General features: G+C 70.4%; 16 protein-coding genes. 2 read left to right on the forward strand and 14 right to left on the reverse strand.

What is annotated here, in order from left to right; translation table 11 throughout:
- The first annotated feature begins 50 nt into the window (after positions 1–50).
- A complete protein-coding gene (locus tag OG246_RS01735; protein WP_266454767.1) occupies positions 51–902 on the forward strand; it encodes a transglutaminase-like domain-containing protein in 852 nt (283 codons plus the stop codon).
- 107 nt (positions 903–1009) lie between these two features.
- Here the strand turns inward: OG246_RS01735 and OG246_RS01740 are convergent, their stop codons facing one another.
- From OG246_RS01740 to OG246_RS01780, 9 genes are all read right to left on the reverse strand, one after another.
- On the reverse strand, positions 1010–1624 hold the full coding sequence (locus tag OG246_RS01740) for a response regulator transcription factor (protein WP_266454769.1): 615 nt from the start codon (positions 1622–1624) through the stop codon (positions 1010–1012).
- Positions 1621–2805 (reverse strand): sensor histidine kinase, encoded by a 1185-nt coding sequence (locus OG246_RS01745; RefSeq protein WP_266454772.1) that lies wholly within the window; start codon positions 2803–2805, stop codon positions 1621–1623. The genes OG246_RS01740 and OG246_RS01745 overlap by 4 nt, the downstream gene beginning before the upstream one ends.
- Complete coding sequence (locus tag OG246_RS01750) at positions 2802–3572, reverse strand: ABC transporter permease (RefSeq protein WP_266454775.1); 771 nt, start codon at positions 3570–3572, stop codon at positions 2802–2804. The genes OG246_RS01745 and OG246_RS01750 overlap by 4 nt, the downstream gene beginning before the upstream one ends.
- Entirely contained in the window at positions 3569–4504 is a 936-nt protein-coding gene (locus tag OG246_RS01755; protein WP_266454778.1) for an ABC transporter ATP-binding protein, read from the reverse strand. Before OG246_RS01755 ends, OG246_RS01750 begins: the two co-directional genes overlap by 4 nt.
- A gap of 97 nt (positions 4505–4601) precedes the next feature.
- Entirely contained in the window at positions 4602–5213 is a 612-nt protein-coding gene (locus OG246_RS01760) for a hypothetical protein (protein WP_266454780.1), read from the reverse strand.
- Positions 5214–5268: 55 nt separating this feature from the next.
- On the reverse strand, positions 5269–7743 hold the full coding sequence (locus OG246_RS01765) for a hypothetical protein (RefSeq protein ID WP_266454782.1): 2475 nt from the start codon (positions 7741–7743) through the stop codon (positions 5269–5271).
- Positions 7744–7903: 160 nt separating this feature from the next.
- Positions 7904–8323 carry a DUF6113 family protein gene (locus OG246_RS01770; RefSeq protein WP_266454785.1) on the reverse strand — a complete coding sequence of 140 codons (420 nt, stop codon included), beginning with the start codon at positions 8321–8323 and terminating at the stop codon, positions 7904–7906.
- The gene (gene mshB / locus OG246_RS01775; protein WP_266454788.1) at positions 8323–9249 is read right to left on the reverse strand and encodes an N-acetyl-1-D-myo-inositol-2-amino-2-deoxy-alpha-D-glucopyranoside deacetylase; all 927 of its coding nucleotides are present in this window, start codon (positions 9247–9249) and stop codon (positions 8323–8325) included. Before mshB ends, OG246_RS01770 begins: the two co-directional genes overlap by 1 nt.
- Positions 9250–9277: 28 nt before the next feature.
- Positions 9278–9472 (reverse strand): hypothetical protein, encoded by a 195-nt coding sequence (locus OG246_RS01780; protein ID WP_266454790.1) that lies wholly within the window; start codon positions 9470–9472, stop codon positions 9278–9280.
- Between the two features lie 188 nt (positions 9473–9660).
- Between OG246_RS01780 and OG246_RS01785 the strand changes: the two genes are divergently transcribed.
- Positions 9661–11778: a S9 family peptidase gene (locus OG246_RS01785; RefSeq protein ID WP_266454792.1), complete on the forward strand. Its 2118-nt coding sequence runs from the start codon at positions 9661–9663 to the stop codon at positions 11776–11778.
- A 241-nt stretch (positions 11779–12019) separates the two neighbouring features.
- Here the strand turns inward: OG246_RS01785 and OG246_RS01790 are convergent, their stop codons facing one another.
- From OG246_RS01790 to OG246_RS01810, 5 genes are read right to left on the reverse strand one after another with little or no spacing between them, the layout of a single operon-like run.
- The gene (locus tag OG246_RS01790; RefSeq protein WP_266454794.1) at positions 12020–13114 is read right to left on the reverse strand and encodes an ABC transporter ATP-binding protein; all 1095 of its coding nucleotides are present in this window, start codon (positions 13112–13114) and stop codon (positions 12020–12022) included.
- The gene (locus OG246_RS01795; RefSeq protein WP_266454797.1) at positions 13095–14081 is read right to left on the reverse strand and encodes an ABC transporter ATP-binding protein; all 987 of its coding nucleotides are present in this window, start codon (positions 14079–14081) and stop codon (positions 13095–13097) included. Before OG246_RS01795 ends, OG246_RS01790 begins: the two co-directional genes overlap by 20 nt.
- Before the next feature lie 5 nt (positions 14082–14086).
- Positions 14087–15070: an ABC transporter permease gene (locus tag OG246_RS01800; protein WP_266463762.1), complete on the reverse strand. Its 984-nt coding sequence runs from the start codon at positions 15068–15070 to the stop codon at positions 14087–14089.
- Between the two features lie 31 nt (positions 15071–15101).
- The gene (locus OG246_RS01805; protein ID WP_266454799.1) at positions 15102–16025 is read right to left on the reverse strand and encodes an ABC transporter permease; all 924 of its coding nucleotides are present in this window, start codon (positions 16023–16025) and stop codon (positions 15102–15104) included.
- A gap of 55 nt (positions 16026–16080) precedes the next feature.
- The gene (locus OG246_RS01810) at positions 16081–17718 is read right to left on the reverse strand and encodes an ABC transporter substrate-binding protein (RefSeq protein WP_266454802.1); all 1638 of its coding nucleotides are present in this window, start codon (positions 17716–17718) and stop codon (positions 16081–16083) included.
- Between the last annotated feature and the right edge of the window lie 62 nt (positions 17719–17780).

Raw genomic sequence — 17780 nt, forward strand, 5'->3', positions numbered from 1 at the left:
GTACCCGGCACCGACCGGTATCGATCGTCGTGAACGGGCACGAGGCTGCTATGCGTCCCCCTCATCCTCCGGAGCCGGAGCGGGCCGCCGAGGTGCGGCGGCGGTTCGGTGACGAGGCGCGGGCCGAGCGGCCCGATCTGGCGGTGCTGTGTCTGCTGGTGGGGGCGGCGGCGGACGGCGGCCTCGACGAGGCCGGGATGGACGCGGCGCAGATCGAGCTGGACCGGCTGGCGGGGCTGTTGCCCTTCCGGCCCGGCGGGCCTCGGTCCTGGGCGGCGGCGCTCGGTGAACTCCTCGGCGGGCGCTGCGAGTTCCGGGGCTCGCCCGGGGACTACCAGCGGCTCCGGTCCTCGTTGCTGCACGAGGTGCTGCGGCGGCGGAGCGGGCTGCCCATCCTGCTCTCCGTGGTGTGGATGGAGGTCGCGCGCAGGGCGGGCGCGCCCGTGTACGGGGTCGCGCTGCCGGGGCATTTCGTCGTCGGCTTCGGGCCCCCGGAGCAGCAGGTACTCGCCGATCCCTTCGACGGAGGGCGCGTACTCACCGGTTCCGACGCCGAGCTGCTCGTCGCGGGGGCGACCGGGGCGCCGCTCGACCCGGCGATGCTCTCCCCCGCCGAACCGCTCGACGTCGTCATGCGCATCCTGAACAACATCCGGGCGTGGGCTGCCACTCGGCCCGAGCGGTCCGATGTCTCACTGTGGGCCGTGGAGCTGGCGCTGCTGCTGCCTTCGCATCCTGCGCGGCTGCGGTATGAGCGCGCTCAGCTGCTTGTGCAGCGCGGCGACTTCCTCGGCGGTTCCGCGGAACTCGACGCGTACGCCGATGTGGTGGCCGCCGTTGACGAAGCGGCCGCGGATCGGGTGCGGCGGCAGGCGCATGCCGCGCGGGCGATGCTCAACTGAGTTCGCCCCATCGCCGTAGGGGCTTGTGCCGTCGCGCGATCACGGCCCTCGTCGTGGCTGGTCGCGCAGTTCCCCGCGCCCCCGAGGGGCGCACCCTGGCCGGGGTTTTACAGCCAGCCCTTCTCCCTCGCGATCCTCACCGCCTCCGCTCTGTTGCGTGCCGTCAGTTTTTGGATGGCTGTGGAGAGGTAGTTGCGGACGGTGCCCTGGGAGAGGTGGAGGGCTTTGGCGAGTTCGGCGTTGGTGGAGCCGTCGGCCGCCGCGCGCAGTACCTCGCGTTCGCGGTCGGTCAGCGGGTTGGCGCCCTCGGCGAGGGCGGCGGCCGCCAGGGTGGGGTCGATGACCCGTTCGCCGGCGAGTACCTTCCGTACGGCTTCGGCGAGTTGGGCGGCCGGAGCGTCCTTGACGAGGAAGGCGTCGGCGCCGGACTCCATGGCGCTGCGGAGATAGCCGGGGCGGCCGAAGGTCGTGAGGATGACGAGTTTGAGGCCGGGGATCTCCCTGTGGAGTTCGGCTGCCGCCTCGATGCCTGTCTGCCCCGGCATTTCGATGTCGAGGAGTGCCACGTCCACGTCGTGCTCGCGCGCGGCGGCCAACACCTCGTCCCCGCGGGCCACTTGGGCGACGACGTCGATGTCCGGCTCAAGGCCGAGGAGCGCGGCCAGCGCCTCGCGGACCATCGACTGGTCCTCGGCGAGCAGGACCTTGATCGTTCGGCTCATGCCTCGGATCCTACGGGTCCGGTCAGTCGGCCGGCCGCGTTGCCCGCGTCGCCCGTCGGCACCCGCGCGACCAGTCGGAACCCGCTCCGCGCCCGTCCCGCCTCCAAGGATCCGCCCGCCTTCTCCAGGCGTTCGGTCAGCCCGGTCAGACCGTTGCCGGGGCCACTGCCCGGGCCCCCGGACCCGTCGTCCTCCACGGACAGTTCGAGTACGGGCCCGTCCAGCGTCTGGCGGCGTACGAGCCCCACCACGCAGCGCCGGGCCCCGCTGTGCCGTACGACATTGGTGACGGCCTCGCGCAGCGCCCAGGCCAGCGCTGACTCGCTCTCCTCGGGGACCCCGCTGAGGTCCGGCTCGTCCGGCAGGTCCGCGATGACGTCCGCCGCAGTCAACGCGACGCGTGTGCCCGCGAGTTCACCGGCCAGCCGGGGCCGCCGGTAGCCGGTGACCGCCTCGCGTACGTCGACGAGGGCCTGGCGGCTGACGTTCTCGATGTCGGCGACCTGCTGGGCCGCCTTGTCGGGGTGGTCGGGGAGCATGCGCCCGGCCAGCTCGCTCTTGAGCGTGATGAGCGACAGCGAATGTCCCAGTAGGTCGTGCAGGTCACGTGCCAGTCGCAGCCGCTCCTCGTTCGCGGCGAGCTGCGCGACGGTGGCGCGGGCCTCGCGCAGAGCGATGGTCGTCCGCACGAGTTCGCGTACGCCGGTCATGGCGAACCCGCCGAGGAACGCCGGGATGAGCAGCCCCGCCAGATACGCCGTGCCGTCCGGGACGGCCAGGGCGATCGCCGTCAGCAGGGCGGACGTGGCCGGAATGGTCCAGCGCGCCAGCCGCAGCGGGAGCGCCGCGCCGGACGCGATCGAGACGTACACGAAGAGGACGAGCCATTCCCGGCCCAGGGTGAGGGACAGGAGGGTGGACTGGGCGGCGAGGACCGCGAGGGAGCCGAGCACCACGGCATTGGTCTCGCCGCGGCCGGTACGGAAGACCAGGATCATGTACCAGCCGACGAAGACGACCAGGCCGAGCCAGCCGAGGATCCGGACGCCGGTGCTGTGACCGCCGTTCAGCAGGTCGCTGACGGGCGCGCTCAGGTAGATGAGCCAGATGCCGGTCCACAGGGACTTGACCATCTGCTGCTTGCGGTTCTGCGGGCGCTGCCCGATGCCGACGCCGCTCACGCCTTGGGGGTCCCCCCAAGCCCTTCAGGCACTGGGGGAGTGTCCTTCCGGTACAGCCAGGCCGCGCCTCCCGCGAACAGGACGAAGGAGACGGCGAGGATGGCGAGGTCCGTCGCGTGCGGGGCGTTGCCCAGTTCGATCGACTGCCCCAGGGCAGCGTACGCGTGGGTGGGCAGCCACTTCGCGATGCTCTGCAGCCAGTCGGGGAAGGTCGTGGTCGGCAGCCAGAGGCCGCCGAGCATCGACAGACCGAAGTAGACGATCATCGTGATCGGGCGGACCGCGTCGCCGCTGGCGAGGTAGCCGATGGCGACGCCGAGCGCGGCGAAGACCAGACTGCCTGCCCAGATCGCGAAGGTGAGGGCCGCCCACTGCCAGGCGTCGAGGCGTACGTCCTTCACGGCCGCCGCGACCACGAAGACGACCACGATCGACGGCAGGCTGATGACGGCCGCGCTCGCCGTCTTCGCGAGCACATAGCCGCGGCCCGGGAGCGGGGTGAGCCGCAACTGCCGTACCCAGCCGCTCTCGCGCTCCTTCGCGATGCGCTCGCTGTTGCCCATCAGGACGGCGGTCAGGGCGCCGAAGGAGGCCATGGAGACCATGTAGAAGGTCGGCAGGGTGAGTCCGGTGCCGTCCACCATGGTCGTGCTGTCGGCGCTGCCCGCGATCAGCAGGAACAGGGCCGAGGGATAGATCACCGAGAAGAACAGGAACTTGCGGTTGCGCAGGGCGCGGGTGATCTCCAGCTTGATGAGGCTGTTCACTTCTGCTTCGCCTCCTCGGCGGCCGTGATGGCGACGAAGGCCTGCTCGAGACCGAGCCCGGCGACTTCGAGGTTGCGGGGGTAGACGCCGAGCCCGTACAGCGCGTGGACGGTCGCGTCGGCGTCGGTGGACTGGATGCGGACCGTGTGGCCCGATACGTCGGCCGAGGTCAGGAAGGGAAGGGCGCGCAGGGCCGGCTCGTCGATCGGGCCCTCCAGGTCGAAGGCGATCCGTCGCGCGCCCGCCTTCGCCTTGATCTCGGCGGCGGTGCCGTCGGCCAGCAGGCGTCCACGGTGCAGGACGAGCACGCGGTCGGCTATGGCGTCGGCCTCTTCGAGGTAGTGCGTGGCGAACAGGACCGTACGTCCCTGGTCGGCCTGCTCGCGCATGGTGGACCAGAAGGCCTGGCGGGCGGTGACGTCCATGCCGGTGGTGGGCTCGTCGAGGACGATCAGGTCGCTGTCACCGGCGGTGGCGAGGGCGAAGCGGACGCGCTGGGCCTGGCCGCCGGAGAGCTTGTTGACCTTGCGGTCGGCGATCGGGGAGATGCCCGCGCGGGCCAGCACGTCGGTGACGCGGAACGGCTTCGGGTGCAGATCGCACGCGAGCCTCACCAGCTCGCCGACGGTGACCTCGTCCATCAGCCCGCCGCTCTGCAGCATCGCCCCGACCCGGCCGCCGACGATGGCCTCGCGCGGGCCGGCCCCGAACACCCGGACCACGCCGCTGTCGGGGCGCTTGAGTCCGAGGAGCAGGTCCAGTGTGGTCGACTTGCCCGCGCCGTTGGGGCCGAGGAGGGCGACGGTCTCGCCCGGGTGCAGCTCGAGCGTCAGCCCGTCCACGGCCCGGACGCCGCCGTAGCTCTTGGTCACCGATTCGAACGCGACCACCGAGGTGGTGGTCGCCCCTGCGATCGCCGCTGTCGTTGTCATGAGATCCATCGTGGCGACGCGGGCCCCGTCCTCGGCAGTGTCCCGTGTCGTCATTCGCGGATGACAGATGTCATACGCGACGTACGCCGTCGCCCGCTCACCGCTTGGCGCGCAGCACCTCCAGCGCGTCCGCGACCGAGTGCAGGAAGGCCGCACAGGCCGCGCCGCTGCACGGCAGTTCGGGATTCCAGGGCTCCACGGTGGCGATCGCGGTGAGAGCGCGCCAGCCGGGGACCGAGTCCAACTCCCTTGCCGGGACGGCGTTTCCGCGACTGTCGGCGAGGACCAGGTCGGGGGCGAGCGCGGCGGCGTGCTCCCAGTCGGTGGTGGACCAGTTCACGCCTCCCGCGCCGGGGTCGGTCAACTCGACGCCCAGCTCTGCGAGATGGCGCAGCTCCGGCCCTGCCCGAGGCCGCGCGAGGTGCACCTGCCCGGACCCGGCAGCCGACAGCGCGAGCACCTTCAGCGGGCTCACCGCGGACCGTACGGCCTCCTCGGCTGCCGCCAACTGGCCCTGCTGCCTGGCGGGTTCGCCACCAAGTGCGTGGGCCAGCTCGGCGAAGCGGGACAGGATGCGCGGCAGGCTGGTGTCGCCGCCCACCGCGAGGGCGAGCACGGGGACGCCCGCCGCCGCGGCGACATCGGCGGGGAGGGCGTACGGATGCGGTCCCCTTGCGGCAACGCTGCATCGGCGACCGGCGTACGACAAGAGGGCGCCCGGCCATGGGAGTCATGGCCGGGCGCCCTCTCGGAAAGCGGGTCTGCTAGCTGGGATTCGTTTCGATCACGCCGATGCGGTCGGCGGCTGTCTTGCCGAGGAGCGCGGGGCGCAGCGCGCCGACCACGTCCTGCGGCGTGACCGCCGTCTTCTCGCCGTTGGCCCGCGCGATCGTCACACCGTCGAAGGTGTTGCCGTAGAGCTCCTTGAGCGCATCGAGGTCGTAGGTGTCGGTGAGCTTGCCGTCGACGGCCTTCACCGCGATGAACTTCCAGAGGGTGTTCTCCGGGCTGAACGACACGGTGTGCGTGGCGTCCGTCTGCACGGTCACGAGATCCGACATCGCCGGCTCGGCGAACGCCTTCATCTCGCGGTCCACCTCGGCGTTCGTGACCGTCGGCTGCTGGGTGGCCGTGGCCACCTTCACCGCCGTGCCCGTGCCGGTCTCCACCTGCGCGCGGTACGCGTCCTGGACGGCCTGCGTGGAGGACGCGACGTCGATGCCCTTGCCCGCCTTGCCGTACACGGCGACGGCCTTGCCGGACTCGAACTTGATCGTGCCGTCGCTCGCCGAACCGGAGCCACCCGCGGCGCTCTCCAGAGCCACCTTGAGCTTCTCCTCGTCGACGGGCATCGCGGGCTCGACGACCCGCTCCTGGCCGAACAGCGAGCCGATCACCGAGACGGGGTTGTAGTCGCTGCCCGCGGCGGCGCGGACCGTGGCCTGGGTGTCGAGCTGGAGCCCGGCCTGGTCCGGCTTGAGCGAGACCGTGTCGCCGTCGACCGACAGCTTGAGGGCCTTGTTCGTACGGTCGCCGAAGGCGTCGTCGAGCTTCTTGACCGCCTCGTCGCGGGTGCCGCCGCCGATGTCGACGCCGAGCACGGTGGTGCCCTTGGGCACGTCCGAGTGGTTCATGAGCAGCCCGGCGCCGTAGGCACCGCCGCCGATGACGAACACGCCGACGCCGAGAAGCACCAGCTTGCTGCGGCCCTTCTTCTTGCTCCGCCTGGCCGTGGGCGCGGGTTCCTGGACCGGCTCGGGCAGCTTCGGCGGGGTGTGCGGCAGCGGCCCGTCGGGGTGTGCGCCCGGCCCGAACGGGGAGTTCTGGGTGCCCGGTACGACGGGGATGCCGCTGGTCAGGGTGTGTCCGGAGACGTTCTCCCCGGCGCCGCCGTAGCCACCGGCGCCCGGCTCGGGGGCCGGCTTCTGCGGCGTGAGGATCGCGGTGTCGTCACTGAGACCACCGGAGAAACTGCTGCCCGTGCTGCCGGGGTAGCCCGAGGCTCCTGGACCGCCGGGACCTCCGGGGCCGCCGGGACCCGTGGGTCCTCCCGGACCACCGGGGCCGCCACCGGGATACCCCGGGCCCATGCCGGGCCCGCCCGGCGCCCCGCCAGGCCCACCCGGACGCACTCCAGGTCCACCCGGGCCCGCTCCAGGCCCGCCCGGACCCATTCCGGGCCCGCCAGGTCCCCGCCCCGGCCCGCCCGGCCCCGCGGCCAGACTGCCGGGAGCCACGCCCGGACCCATCGGCGGAACCAGCGGACCGTCACCGGTGACCGGACCCCCGGTCGGCCCCGAGGGACCGGTGCCGTTACCGGGACCACGCCGACCTCCGTCCGGGAAGTCCGCGAAGTACGGGAGATCGTCGCGCCGCTGTTCGCCGGTGCCGTTGCCGTTCCCGTTGCCGTTCCCGTTGCCGTTGCCGGATCCGATGGCCGGGAAGGAGCCGGTGTCTCTCAGCGCTCCGGACACGTCGAAGGAACCAGTGCCGCCGCCGTGGCCTGGCGCCACGGGTCCGGCACCGGTGGCACCGGGCAGCCCGGCACCGTTCGTACCGCCAGGACGGGGCGCGTTGGCCCCGCCGGGCCGGGCACCACCGGGGGCGCCCTGCGGACCTGCGCCGTTCCCGCCGCTGCTCCCGCCGGGACGCGCACCGCCGGGAGCACCATGGCGGCCGCTTCCGGCGCCCGGGCCACCCGAACCCTGCGGTCCCGGCGGACCGGCGGCACCCGCGGGCCCCGAACCGCCGGGCAGGCCCGCCCCGTTGGTGGACCCACCCCCCGGCCCGCCCTTGGGCGCACCGGACTTGCGCGGCGCGAACCAGTCGCTCGTCTTTTCCTCGGCGGCGGCAGCCGCGGGGGCCGGAGCGGCACCCGCCGGAGCCTCCACGACCGCGGGCCCGCCGGTGGGCGAACTCACGGCACGCGGCGCCTCCGCGCCACCGCGCGGTGCGCCGCCCGTGCTGTCGGCACCCTCGGCGGACACATCGGTGTCCGTGACCGGTGTGCGCACCACGACGGGCGGGATGGGCCGCGATCCGGGGATGTTGATCCGGATCCGCGTCGTCAGCGTGGTCTCTGTCTTGCGCTCCTCCGGAGGGGCGCCGGCGGCCGAACGGCCCGCGTCGGCACCACTCTCGGTGACCTGGGGGGTCCCGTACGGCGGCGTCCCCGACGGGTACGCGGCTCCACCGCGCCCGTTGGGCCCGGAGGACGAACTGTCAGTTTCACGACTCAAGGCAAGTTCTCCCGGTTGGCTCCGCCGCCCGTTTACTCGACCTCATCTCGGGCAGCTCGGCGGCGCGCACCACCATACTGGCCATGTCCGGCCCGCAAACCTCGCCCGCGAAGGAAACCCCCACGGGACCCGCACCTGCCGGATACGGCGAAGTGGTACGTCACTTGCCAAGTCGGACGGCGGAGCCACCAGGTTGCCGCCCCCGGCCAAGCGTGGCGCACATCACAGCCAGAGCCATACCACCGAGCAGGAAGAGGTAGGAGCCGAATCCCGCGCCGAAGAGGAAGTCGCCCTCCGGGCGGCTGGCGGTGAGCAGGACGACGGCGACCATCCAGCCCGCGGCGGGCGCGACGGCCCCACCCCTGGTGCCGACTGCCTGTGCCCCGCCCAGGAAGAGCCCGGCCGCGCCCACGAGGGCGAGCAGCAACCCGCCCGGGAACCAGCCGGGTTGGACCAGCGCTCCGGCGGCTCCGATCACGGCGCCGAGCACGAAGAGTCCGAGGTAGGCGGCGATCCGTCCGCCCGAGGGCGCCGTCACCGGCTGAGCGAGCGCGCTCCCCCGCTGTCCCGTCGTACTCATCACACGCCCGCCTCTCGCTCTTGCCGGTCGGTCCCCGCGATCCCCGCGAACAGATCCGTCTCACGCGCCTTCTCAGGCGCCTTCGGCCGCTCCCCGCGCACCAACTCGTAGTACTCCGTGGTGAACAGCGGCTGAGCGAGCTCATTGGACAGCACGAACCAGGGTTCGGCCACCTCGACCTGGGTGGCGTGCGCGCGCATCGCGGCGGCCTTGGCGGCGGCGTGGGCCGTTCCGTCGATCTCGGTGGTGATCTCCGAGTCGTCGACCACACCCGGCACGTCGTCGACGGCGGCCGACTTCGTGTACGGCAGCTCCGGCAGCGCTTCGCGAAGCCGCGCGAACTCGGCCTCGGCCACAGAACGCGGGACCCGGTTCCAGTAGATCTTGGCGATCTCCCAGGGTTCGCCGAGATCGGTGCGGAAGTCCGGCAGCGCGGCCAGCTCGGCGGCGCGCATGGCGACGCGGTGGGCCTGGATGTGGTCCGGGTGCCCATAGCCCCCGTCGGGGTCATAGGTGACGAGCACCTGAGGGCGTACCTCTCGGATCACTTCTACAAGGTGTCCGGCGGCTTCGTCCACGTCGGCGGACCAGAAGGCGCCGGGGCGGTGGTTCTGCTCGACGCCCATCATCCCGGAGTCGTGGTAGCGCCCGGGGCCGCCGAGGAAGCGGTGATCCGTGACGCCCAGTTCCTTCATGGCGGCGGTCAGCTCGCCGATCCGGTGCGGGCCGAGCCCGCCGTCCCGGTCGGGTGCGAGGTGCGCGAGGCCGGGCGGGATGACCTCACCCTCCTCGCCGAGAGTGCAGGTCACCAGCGTCACATGGGCGCCCTCGGCCGTGTACCTGGCCATGGTCGCGCCATTGTTGATCGACTCGTCGTCCGGGTGCGCGTGCACCAGGAGCAGACGCCGGTCGGGCAGTTCCGTCATGGAACCACCCTACGAGGTGGGAACACGGTCAGAACTTGATGCTGCCGATCATGCCCGCGATGTTGGTGGTCAGCTCGCTGATGGTGGGAGCGACCGTCGAGGAGGCGAGATAGAAACCGAGCAGGACACACACGATGGCGTGTGGCGCCTTCAGTCCTGACTTCTTCACCAGGATGAAGACGACGATCGCCAGCAGCACCACCGCCGAAATCGAGAGTGCCACGGCGGCTCACCTCCAAAGATCCCAGGGACTCGGGGTCCGGTATGGGGGTCGGACATGGGGGGTCGGTAAATCCATACAGCAGCCAGCGGGTTCATACCCACGCAGCGCTAGTGATCATAACTATCCGTACGCGCGCATCGATCGGCGCACGGCCGCACAAGGGGGCGCATGGCCAATATGGTCGGGGGATGACGACCGAGCCTCTCTCCTTCCCCCGACGGCACGCGCGTACCCAGCGGTTCACGCTCGGCGCGCCGCGCGCCTTCGCCGTGGCCCCCGACGGTTCCCGAGTCGTGTTCCTGCGTTCCCGCTCCGGGACGGACCGGGCGAATCTGCTCTGGGTGCTCGATGTGGCGGACGGCGCGGAGCGCGTCGCGGCCGACCCGCAGGCGCTGCTCGGGGGCGCCTCGGAGCACCTGTCGGCGGCGGAGCGGGCACGCCGCGAGCGCAGCCGGGAGGGCGGTGCCGGGGTCGTCGGCTACGCCACCGACACGGCGGTGGAGTTGGCCTCTTTCGCCTTGTCAGGGCGGCTTTTCACGGCCGAGCTGCGGGCCGGCACGGCACGTGAACTCCGCGTCCCCGGACCGGTGATCGACCCGCGCCCCTCGCCCGACGGACGGCTTGTCGCGTACGTCGCCGGGGGCGCCCTGCGGGTCGTCGGCGCCGAGGGTGCGGACGACCGGGCGCTCGCGGAGCCTGAGGCGGAGACGGTTTCCTATGGATTGGCCGAGTTCATCGCGGCCGAGGAGATGGGGCGTTCGCGCGGCTTCTGGTGGTCGCCGGAGGGAGACCGGCTGCTGGTCGCGCGGGCCGACGACGCGCCCGTACGCCGCTGGTGGATCGCAGATCCCGCACAACCTGAACGCGATCCCCACCAGGTCGCGTATCCGGTGGCGGGAAGCGCCAACGCGGACGTACGCCTCTTCGTCCTCGGTCTCGACGGGGTGCGCACGGAGGTCGTGTGGGACCGGGCGCGGTACCCGTACCTGGCGCATGTGCACTGGTCAGCGGCTGGTGCGCCGCTGATTCTGGTACAGGCGCGGGACCAGCGGAGTCAGTTGTTCCTGGCCGTGGATCCGGACACCGGGGCGACCCGGATGGTGCACGCGGACGAAGATCCACAATGGCTGGATCTTTTCCCCGGTGTGCCGTGCTGGAGCCCCGGAGGGCAGCTCGTGCGGATCGCCGACGAGGGCGGCGCGCGGGTCCTCGCGTTCGGTGAACGCCCGCTCACAGGACCGCAGTTGCATGTCCGTGCGGTGCTCGACGTGTCGGACGACGAGGTGCTGGTCTCGGCGTCGGCGGGCGAGGCGGCGGCCACGCCCGAGACCGGCGAAGTGCATGTGTACCGGGTCAACGAACTCGGCCTGGAGCGCGTCTCGCAGGAGCCCGGCGTGCACTCGGCGGTGCGCGCCGGGGGCGTGACCGTCCTCGTCTCCGCGGTGCTCGACCAGCCGGGCACCCAAGTACAGGTACTGCGCGAGGGAAAGCGTGCGGCGACGATCACCTCTTACGCCGAAGATCCGGGTTTGTCCCCGCGCGTGACCCTCACGCAGGGGGGCGCACGGAAAATCCCATGCGCCGTGCTTATGCCTACGGACTACCGCGGCGACGCTCCCCTGCCCGTCCTGATGGACCCCTACGGCGGCCCGCACGGCCCCCGGGTGCTGGCGGCGCACAACGCGCACCTCACCTCGCAGTGGTTCGCGGACCAGGGTTTCGCGGTGGTCGTGGCGGACGGTCGGGGCACTCCGGGCCGGTCCCCCGCCTGGGAGAAGGCGGTCCGCGACGACTTCACGCTCTCCCTCGACGACCAGATCGACGCACTGCAGGGCCTCGCGGAGACGTTCCCGCTGGACCTGTCGCGGGTGGCGATCCGCGGCTGGTCGTACGGCGGCTGGCTCGCGGGGCTCGCGGTCCTGCGCCGCCCCGACGTCTTCCACGCGGGCATCGCGGGCGCCCCGGTCACGGACTGGCGGCTGTACGACACCCACTACACGGAGCGGTACCTGGGCGATCCGGCGGCGAGCCCGGAGACGTACGCGAAGAGCTCCCTGATCACCGACGACGGGCTCTCCTCCCCCGCCGAGCCGCACCGCCCACTGATGATCGTCCACGGCCTCGCCGACGACAACGTCGTGGTGGCCCACACCCTGCGCCTGTCCTCGGCCCTACTGGCCGCCGGCCGCCCGCACGAGGTACTGCCCCTGTCCGGCGTCACCCACATGACCCCACAGGAGCAGGTCGCGGAGAACTTGCTGCTGCTCCAGGTGGACTTTCTCAAGCGTGCCCTCAAGCTGGGCTGAGCGGAAAATATCCACAGAGCACCGCAACCATCAATTGAGGAACCACGACGGCGAGCACCCGGTCCGCGAGAGCGGCGCCGGTTTAGGCGCAAAGAGGGGCAACGGGCCGGGAGACATGGCGCTCCCGGCCCGTTTACGGCACCCGCACGGCCGTACGTTGTAGAGACTGACGCGTCCGTATATCGGTACCGCTTCCGCTAAGTTGCCTGCTTGTAAACGCAATTGGTGCACATTTGTACGTCTATGACGATCCCTCCGCATGATCGTCCGGCGTCTCGTCGCTGGGGACGACCTGCTTCTCCTCCGCGAAGTGACAGGCCGAGTCGTGCGCGGCCGGCCCCTCGACGAGCCGGAACTCCGCGGGCACCGCGAGCAGCGGCACCTCAAGGGTGCAGCGCTCCTGCGCCTTCCAGCAGCGGGTGCGGAAGCGGCAGCCGGACGGGATGTTCGCCGGGGACGGCACATCCCCGCTGAGGATGATCCGCTCGCGGTGCTCACGGGCCTCGGGGTCGGGGACGGGCACGGCGGAGAGCAGCGCCTGCGTGTAGGGGTGCGTCGGGTGGTCGTAGATCTCGGCGTCCCTGCCGGTCTCCACGATCCGCCCGAGGTACATCACGCCGACCCGGTCGGAGATGTGCCGCACGATGGAGAGGTCGTGCGCGATGAAGACGTACGACAGATCGAACTCGTCCTGGAGTCGGTCGAGCAGGTTGATCACCTGCGCCTGTACCGAGACGTCGAGCGCGGACACCGGTTCGTCCGCGACGATGATCTCGGGGCGCAGCGCCAACCCCCGTGCGATACCGATGCGTTGGCGCTGGCCGCCGGAGAACTGGTGCGGGTAGCGGTTGATGTACTCGGGGTTCAGTCCGACCACGTCGAGCAGGTCCTGGACCTTCTGCCTCCGGTCGCCCTTCGGCGCCACCTCGGGATGGATCTCGTACGGCTCACCGATGATGTCGCCGACGGTCATGCGTGGGTTGAGCGAGGTGTACGGGTCCTGGAAGACCATCTGGATGTTGCGCCGTACGGCCTTCAGCGCCTTGCCGGACATCCTGGTGATGTCCTCGCCCTTGTACTTGATCGTCCCTTCCGTCGGTTTCTCCAGGTTGACCAGCATCCTGGCGACCGTCGACTTGCCGCAGCCGGACTCGCCGACGATGCCGAGGGTCTCGCCCCGGGCGAGGTGGAAGTCGACGCCGTCGACGGCCTTGACGGCCCCCACCTGCTTCCTGAAGACGATGCCCTGGGTCAGCGGGTAGTGCTTGACCAGCCCGCTGACCTCCAGAATCGCCTCGGTGGCTGCCTGCGTCGCCTCAGTGGCTGCTTGTGTCATCGAGGCACTCCCTCCAGAAGAAGCAGGCGCTTCTGCGGTTCTCGTCGACCTCCGCGAGCGGGGGCACGTCGGTCCGGCAGATGTCCTGGGCCATCGGGCAGCGGGGGTTGAAGGCGCAGCCCGGGGGGATGTGCATCAGGTTCGGCGGCAGGCCCTTGATGGCGTAGAGCTCCTGGCCCTTCTGGTCCAGGCGCGGGATCGACTCGAGGAGGCCCTTGGTGTACGGGTGCGCGGGGGCCTTGTAGATGTCGTGGACCGGCGCCGACTCGACGATCCGGCCCGCGTACATCACGGCGATCTTGTCGGCGACGTCCGCGACCACGCCGAGGTCGTGGGTGATGAGGATGAGCCCCATGTGCAGCTCGCGCTGCAACTCGGCGAGCAGGTCCATGACTTGGGCCTGGACGGTGACGTCGAGCGCGGTGGTCGGTTCGTCGGCGATGATCAGGGCGGGTTCGAGGGCCAGCGCCATGGCGATCATGATGCGCTGGCGCATACCGCCGGAGAACTGGTGGGGATAGTCGCGTACGCGCTCGGCGGCGGCCGGGATCCGCACCCGCTCCATCAGCTCGATGGCCTTGGCCCGGGCGTCCTTCCGGGACATCCCGCGGTGCACGGTGAACATCTCGCCGAGCTGGTCGCCCACGGAGAGCACCGGGTTCAGGGAGGACAGCGCGTCCTGGAAGATCATCGCCATCTCGGCGCCGCGGACCTTGCGCCGCTCCTCCTCCTTGAGCTTGAGCAAGTCCCGGCCCTGGAAGAGGACTTCACCGCCGGTGATCTTCCCGGGCGGCATGTCGAGGATGCCCATGACGGCCTGCGCGGTCACCGACTTGCCGGAGCCGGACTCGCCGAGCACGGCGAGGGTCTCGCCCTCGTCCACGCTGTAGTTGACCCCGTTGACGGCCTTGGCGACCCCGTCCCTGGTCCTGAACTCCACGTGCAGATCGCGCACTTCGAGCAGCACGGCCGTCACCTCAGCTTCGGGTCGAGGGCGTCGCGCACCGCGTCGCCGAGCATGATGAACGCCAGGACGGTGATCGCGAGGGCTCCGGCGGGCCACAGGAGCATGTGCGGGGCCTGGCGGATGTACGCGGACGCCGAGGAGATGTCGATGCCCCAGGAGACCGTGGGGGGCTTCAGGCCGACACCGAGGTAGGAGAGGGTCGCCTCCAGAGAGATGTACGTGCCGAGCGCGATGGTCGCCACGACGATCACCGGCGCGACGGCGTTCGGCGCGATGTGCCGCAGCAGGAGCCGGGAGTTGGAGGCGCCGAGGGCACGGGCGGCCTGGACGTAGTCGTTGTGCTTGGTGGTGATGACGGAGCCGCGTGCGATGCGGGAGAGCTGCGGCCAGCCGAGCAGCACCATGAACCCGATGACGGGCCAGACCGTGTTGCTGGTCACCACGGAGAGGAGGACCAGGCCGCCGAGCACCACGGGGATCGCGAAGAAGACGTCCGTGACCCGGGACAGGACCGAGTCCCACACCCCGCCGAAGAAGCCGGCGAGCCCGCCGAGCAGCGATCCGAGGATCGCGACCCCGAGGGTGGCGCAGACACCGACGGAGATCGAGACGCGCGTGCCGTACACCGTGCGCGTGTAGACGTCGCAGCCCTGTCCGTCGAACCCGAAGGGGTGTCCGGGCTGCGAACCCTCCTGCGCCTTGGCCAGGTCGCAGTTGAGCGGGTTCTGGGAGGCGATCAGCGAGGGCCAGAGCGAGATGACCACCAGAAAGAGGATGACCAGCCCGGCGATGATGAAGACGGGGTTGCGCCGCAGATCGCGCCAGGCGTCGGACCAGAGGCTCCGGGGCTTCTCCTGCGGGCCGGTGCCCTCGGGTCCTCCCGGTGTCTTCTCCAGGGTCTCCGCCTCGCTCATGGCGAGGTCCATGGCGCCGCCCATGCCCGTGGCGGCGATCGCGCCGTCCTCCGGGGCGCGGCCGCCGCCCGACATCCAGGGCTCCGGTGACTCCGGTGGCTGGGGTTCAGGCATAGCGGATCCTCGGGTCGAGTACGGCGTACAGCAGGTCGACGAGCAGGTTGGCGACCAGGAAGACGAGGACCAGGACGGTCACGAAACCGACGACGGTCTGCGTGTTCTGCCGGAGGATCCCCTGGTAGAGCTGGAAGCCGACGCCGTGGATGTTGAAGATCCGCTCGGTGACGATCGCGCCGCCCATGAGCGCGCCGATGTCCGTGCCGATGAACGTGACCACGGGGATGAGTGAGTTCCGCAGCAGGTGCTTGGTGATCACCCGGCGCCGGGGCAGGCCCTTGGCGATCGCCGTACGGACGTAGTCGGACCGCTTGTTCTCCGCGATGGAGGTCCGGGTCAGCCGGGTCACGTAGGCGAGGGAGACGGAGGCAAGGACCAGGCCGGGCACGATCAGTTCGCCGAAGGTGGCGTCGGAGGAGACCGACGGCTTGATCCAGCCCCATTCGACGCCGAGCAGCAGTTGGAGCACCAGGCCGGTGACGAAGACGGGCACCGAGATGACGACGAGGGTGCCCAGCAGGACGCCGGTGTCGACGGGCTTCCCGCGGCGCAGGCCGGTGATGACGCCCAGCGCGATGCCGATGACGATCTCGAAGAGGATCGCGACGATGGTCAGCCGGATGGTGACCGGGAAGGCGGTCGACATCAGCTCGGTGACCGGCTGCCCGTTGAAGGCGGTACCGAAGTCGCCGGTGAAGACATTGCCCATGTAGGTCAGGTATTGCTGCCACACCGGCTTGTCGAGGCCGAACTCCTTCTCCAGCTGGGCGGCGGTGGCGGGGTCGCAGGCCCGGTCCCCGCACAGGCCCGCGATGGGGTCGCCCATCACGTTGACCATGAGGAAGATCAGCAGGGTGGCGCCGATGAAGACCGGGATCATCTGCAGCAGGCGCCGGATTACGTACCGTCCCATGAGGGCTCCGGGGGTGGGTGAGGGCGGCCCCGTCGAGGGGGCCGCCCGGCGCGGCTCAGTTGACGGTGATCTCGTTGTAGACGGGGACGCTGAACTGGTTGAGCGCCACGTCGGAGACCTTGTCCGAGTAGCCGGCGCTGCCGTTCTGGTACCAGAGCGGGATGGCGCCCATGTCGTCCCGCAGGACCTCCTCGGCCTGCTGGAAGAGCTTCACGGCCTTGGCCTGGTCGGTCTCGGCGTTCGCCTCGTCGACGAGCTTGTCGAAGTCCGCGTTGGTCCACTTGCCGTCGTTGGAGGAGGCGTTGGTGTAGTACAGCGGCTGCAGGAAGTTCTGGATCAGCGGGTAGTCCATCTGCCAGCCGGCCCGGAAGGGGCCCGACATCTTGTCCGAGGTGATCTGGTCGCGGAAGTCGGCGAAGGTGCCGACGGGGTTGCCGACGCAGGCCTTGTCGTTGCCGAGGGCGTTGTTGATGGAGTTGCAGACGGCGTCGACCCACTCCTTGTGCGAGCCGGTGTCCGCGTTGTACGAGATCTTGATCTGCCCGCCGGGAAGGCCGCCGCCCTCCTCGATCAGCTTCTTGGCCTCGCTCGCGTTGTACTCGCAGGCGTCACCGCACAGCCCCTCCTTGAAGCCGCCCTCTTCCCCGAGCACCGGTGAGGTCCAGTCGGAGGCCGGGGTGCGGGTCTTCTGGAAGATCGTGTCGGTGATCTGCTCGCGGTTGATCGCCATGGACAGTCCCTGACGGACCTTCTCCATCCCCGCCTTGTCCCAATTCTTGTCATAGAACGGGAAAGCGAGCGTCTGGATGATGCCGGCGGGCGTATTGATGTACCGGTCACCGAGGTCGCTCTGCACGTTCTTGAGCTGGGAGGCGGGTACGTCATCGACGAGGTCGAGGTTGCCGGCCAGGAGGTCGGTGTAGGCGGTGTTGTTGTCGGTGTAGACCTTGAGGTCCACCCCGCCGTTCTGCGCCTTGTCCTCGCCGGAGTAGCCGTCCCACTTCCGCAGGGACATCTGCGAGCCCTTGGTGTACGAGTCCACGGTGTACGGCCCGTTGCCGACGGGCTTTTTCAGCCAGGCGGCGTGGTCGTCGAAGAACGCCTTGGGCAGCGGCGAGTAGGCCGCGTAGCCGAGGGTGTCCGGGAAGGTCGAGAACTTCTGGTTGAGCTTGACGGTGAAGGTGTTGGTGCCGGTGACCTTGAGCCCGGAGAGGGTGTCGGCGCTCTGCGCCCCCTTTTCGGGGTGGGTCTTGTCGTAGCCGTCGATGTACCCGTAGAAGTACGCGTTCTTCTGGTTGTTCTTCAGGCTGGCCCCGTAGTTCCACGCGTCGACGAAGGACTGCGCGGTGACGGCCTCACCGTTGCTGAACTTCCAGCCGTCCTTGATCGTGATGGTGAAGTTCTGCGAGTCCGTGCTCTCGATCTTCTCGGCGAGCATGTCCTCGGCCGCGCCGGTCTTGGCGTTGTACCGCTTGAGCCCGCGGAAGATCATGTCGAGGACCTTGCCGCCCTGGACCTCGTTGGTGTTGGCCGGTTCCAGCGGGTTCTGCGGGTCTCCCCACGAGGAACTCACGACGCCGGTGCCGTCGCCGCCGCCGCCGCCGCTGTCACTGTCCCCGCCTCCGCAGGCGGTCGCCGCGAGGGCTACCGCCGCCGCGCATGCGGCCCATTTGGCGTGCGTGGCTCCACGCATGGAGTGCCTCCTCAAGAGTGCGCTGTGCCGCCGGCGCCGGTCGAACGCTCTCGGCTCCGGTG

This window comes from Streptomyces sp. NBC_00620, assembly GCF_026341825.1.
In the GTDB taxonomy this organism is placed as follows: Bacteria; Actinomycetota; Actinomycetes; order Streptomycetales; family Streptomycetaceae; genus Streptomyces.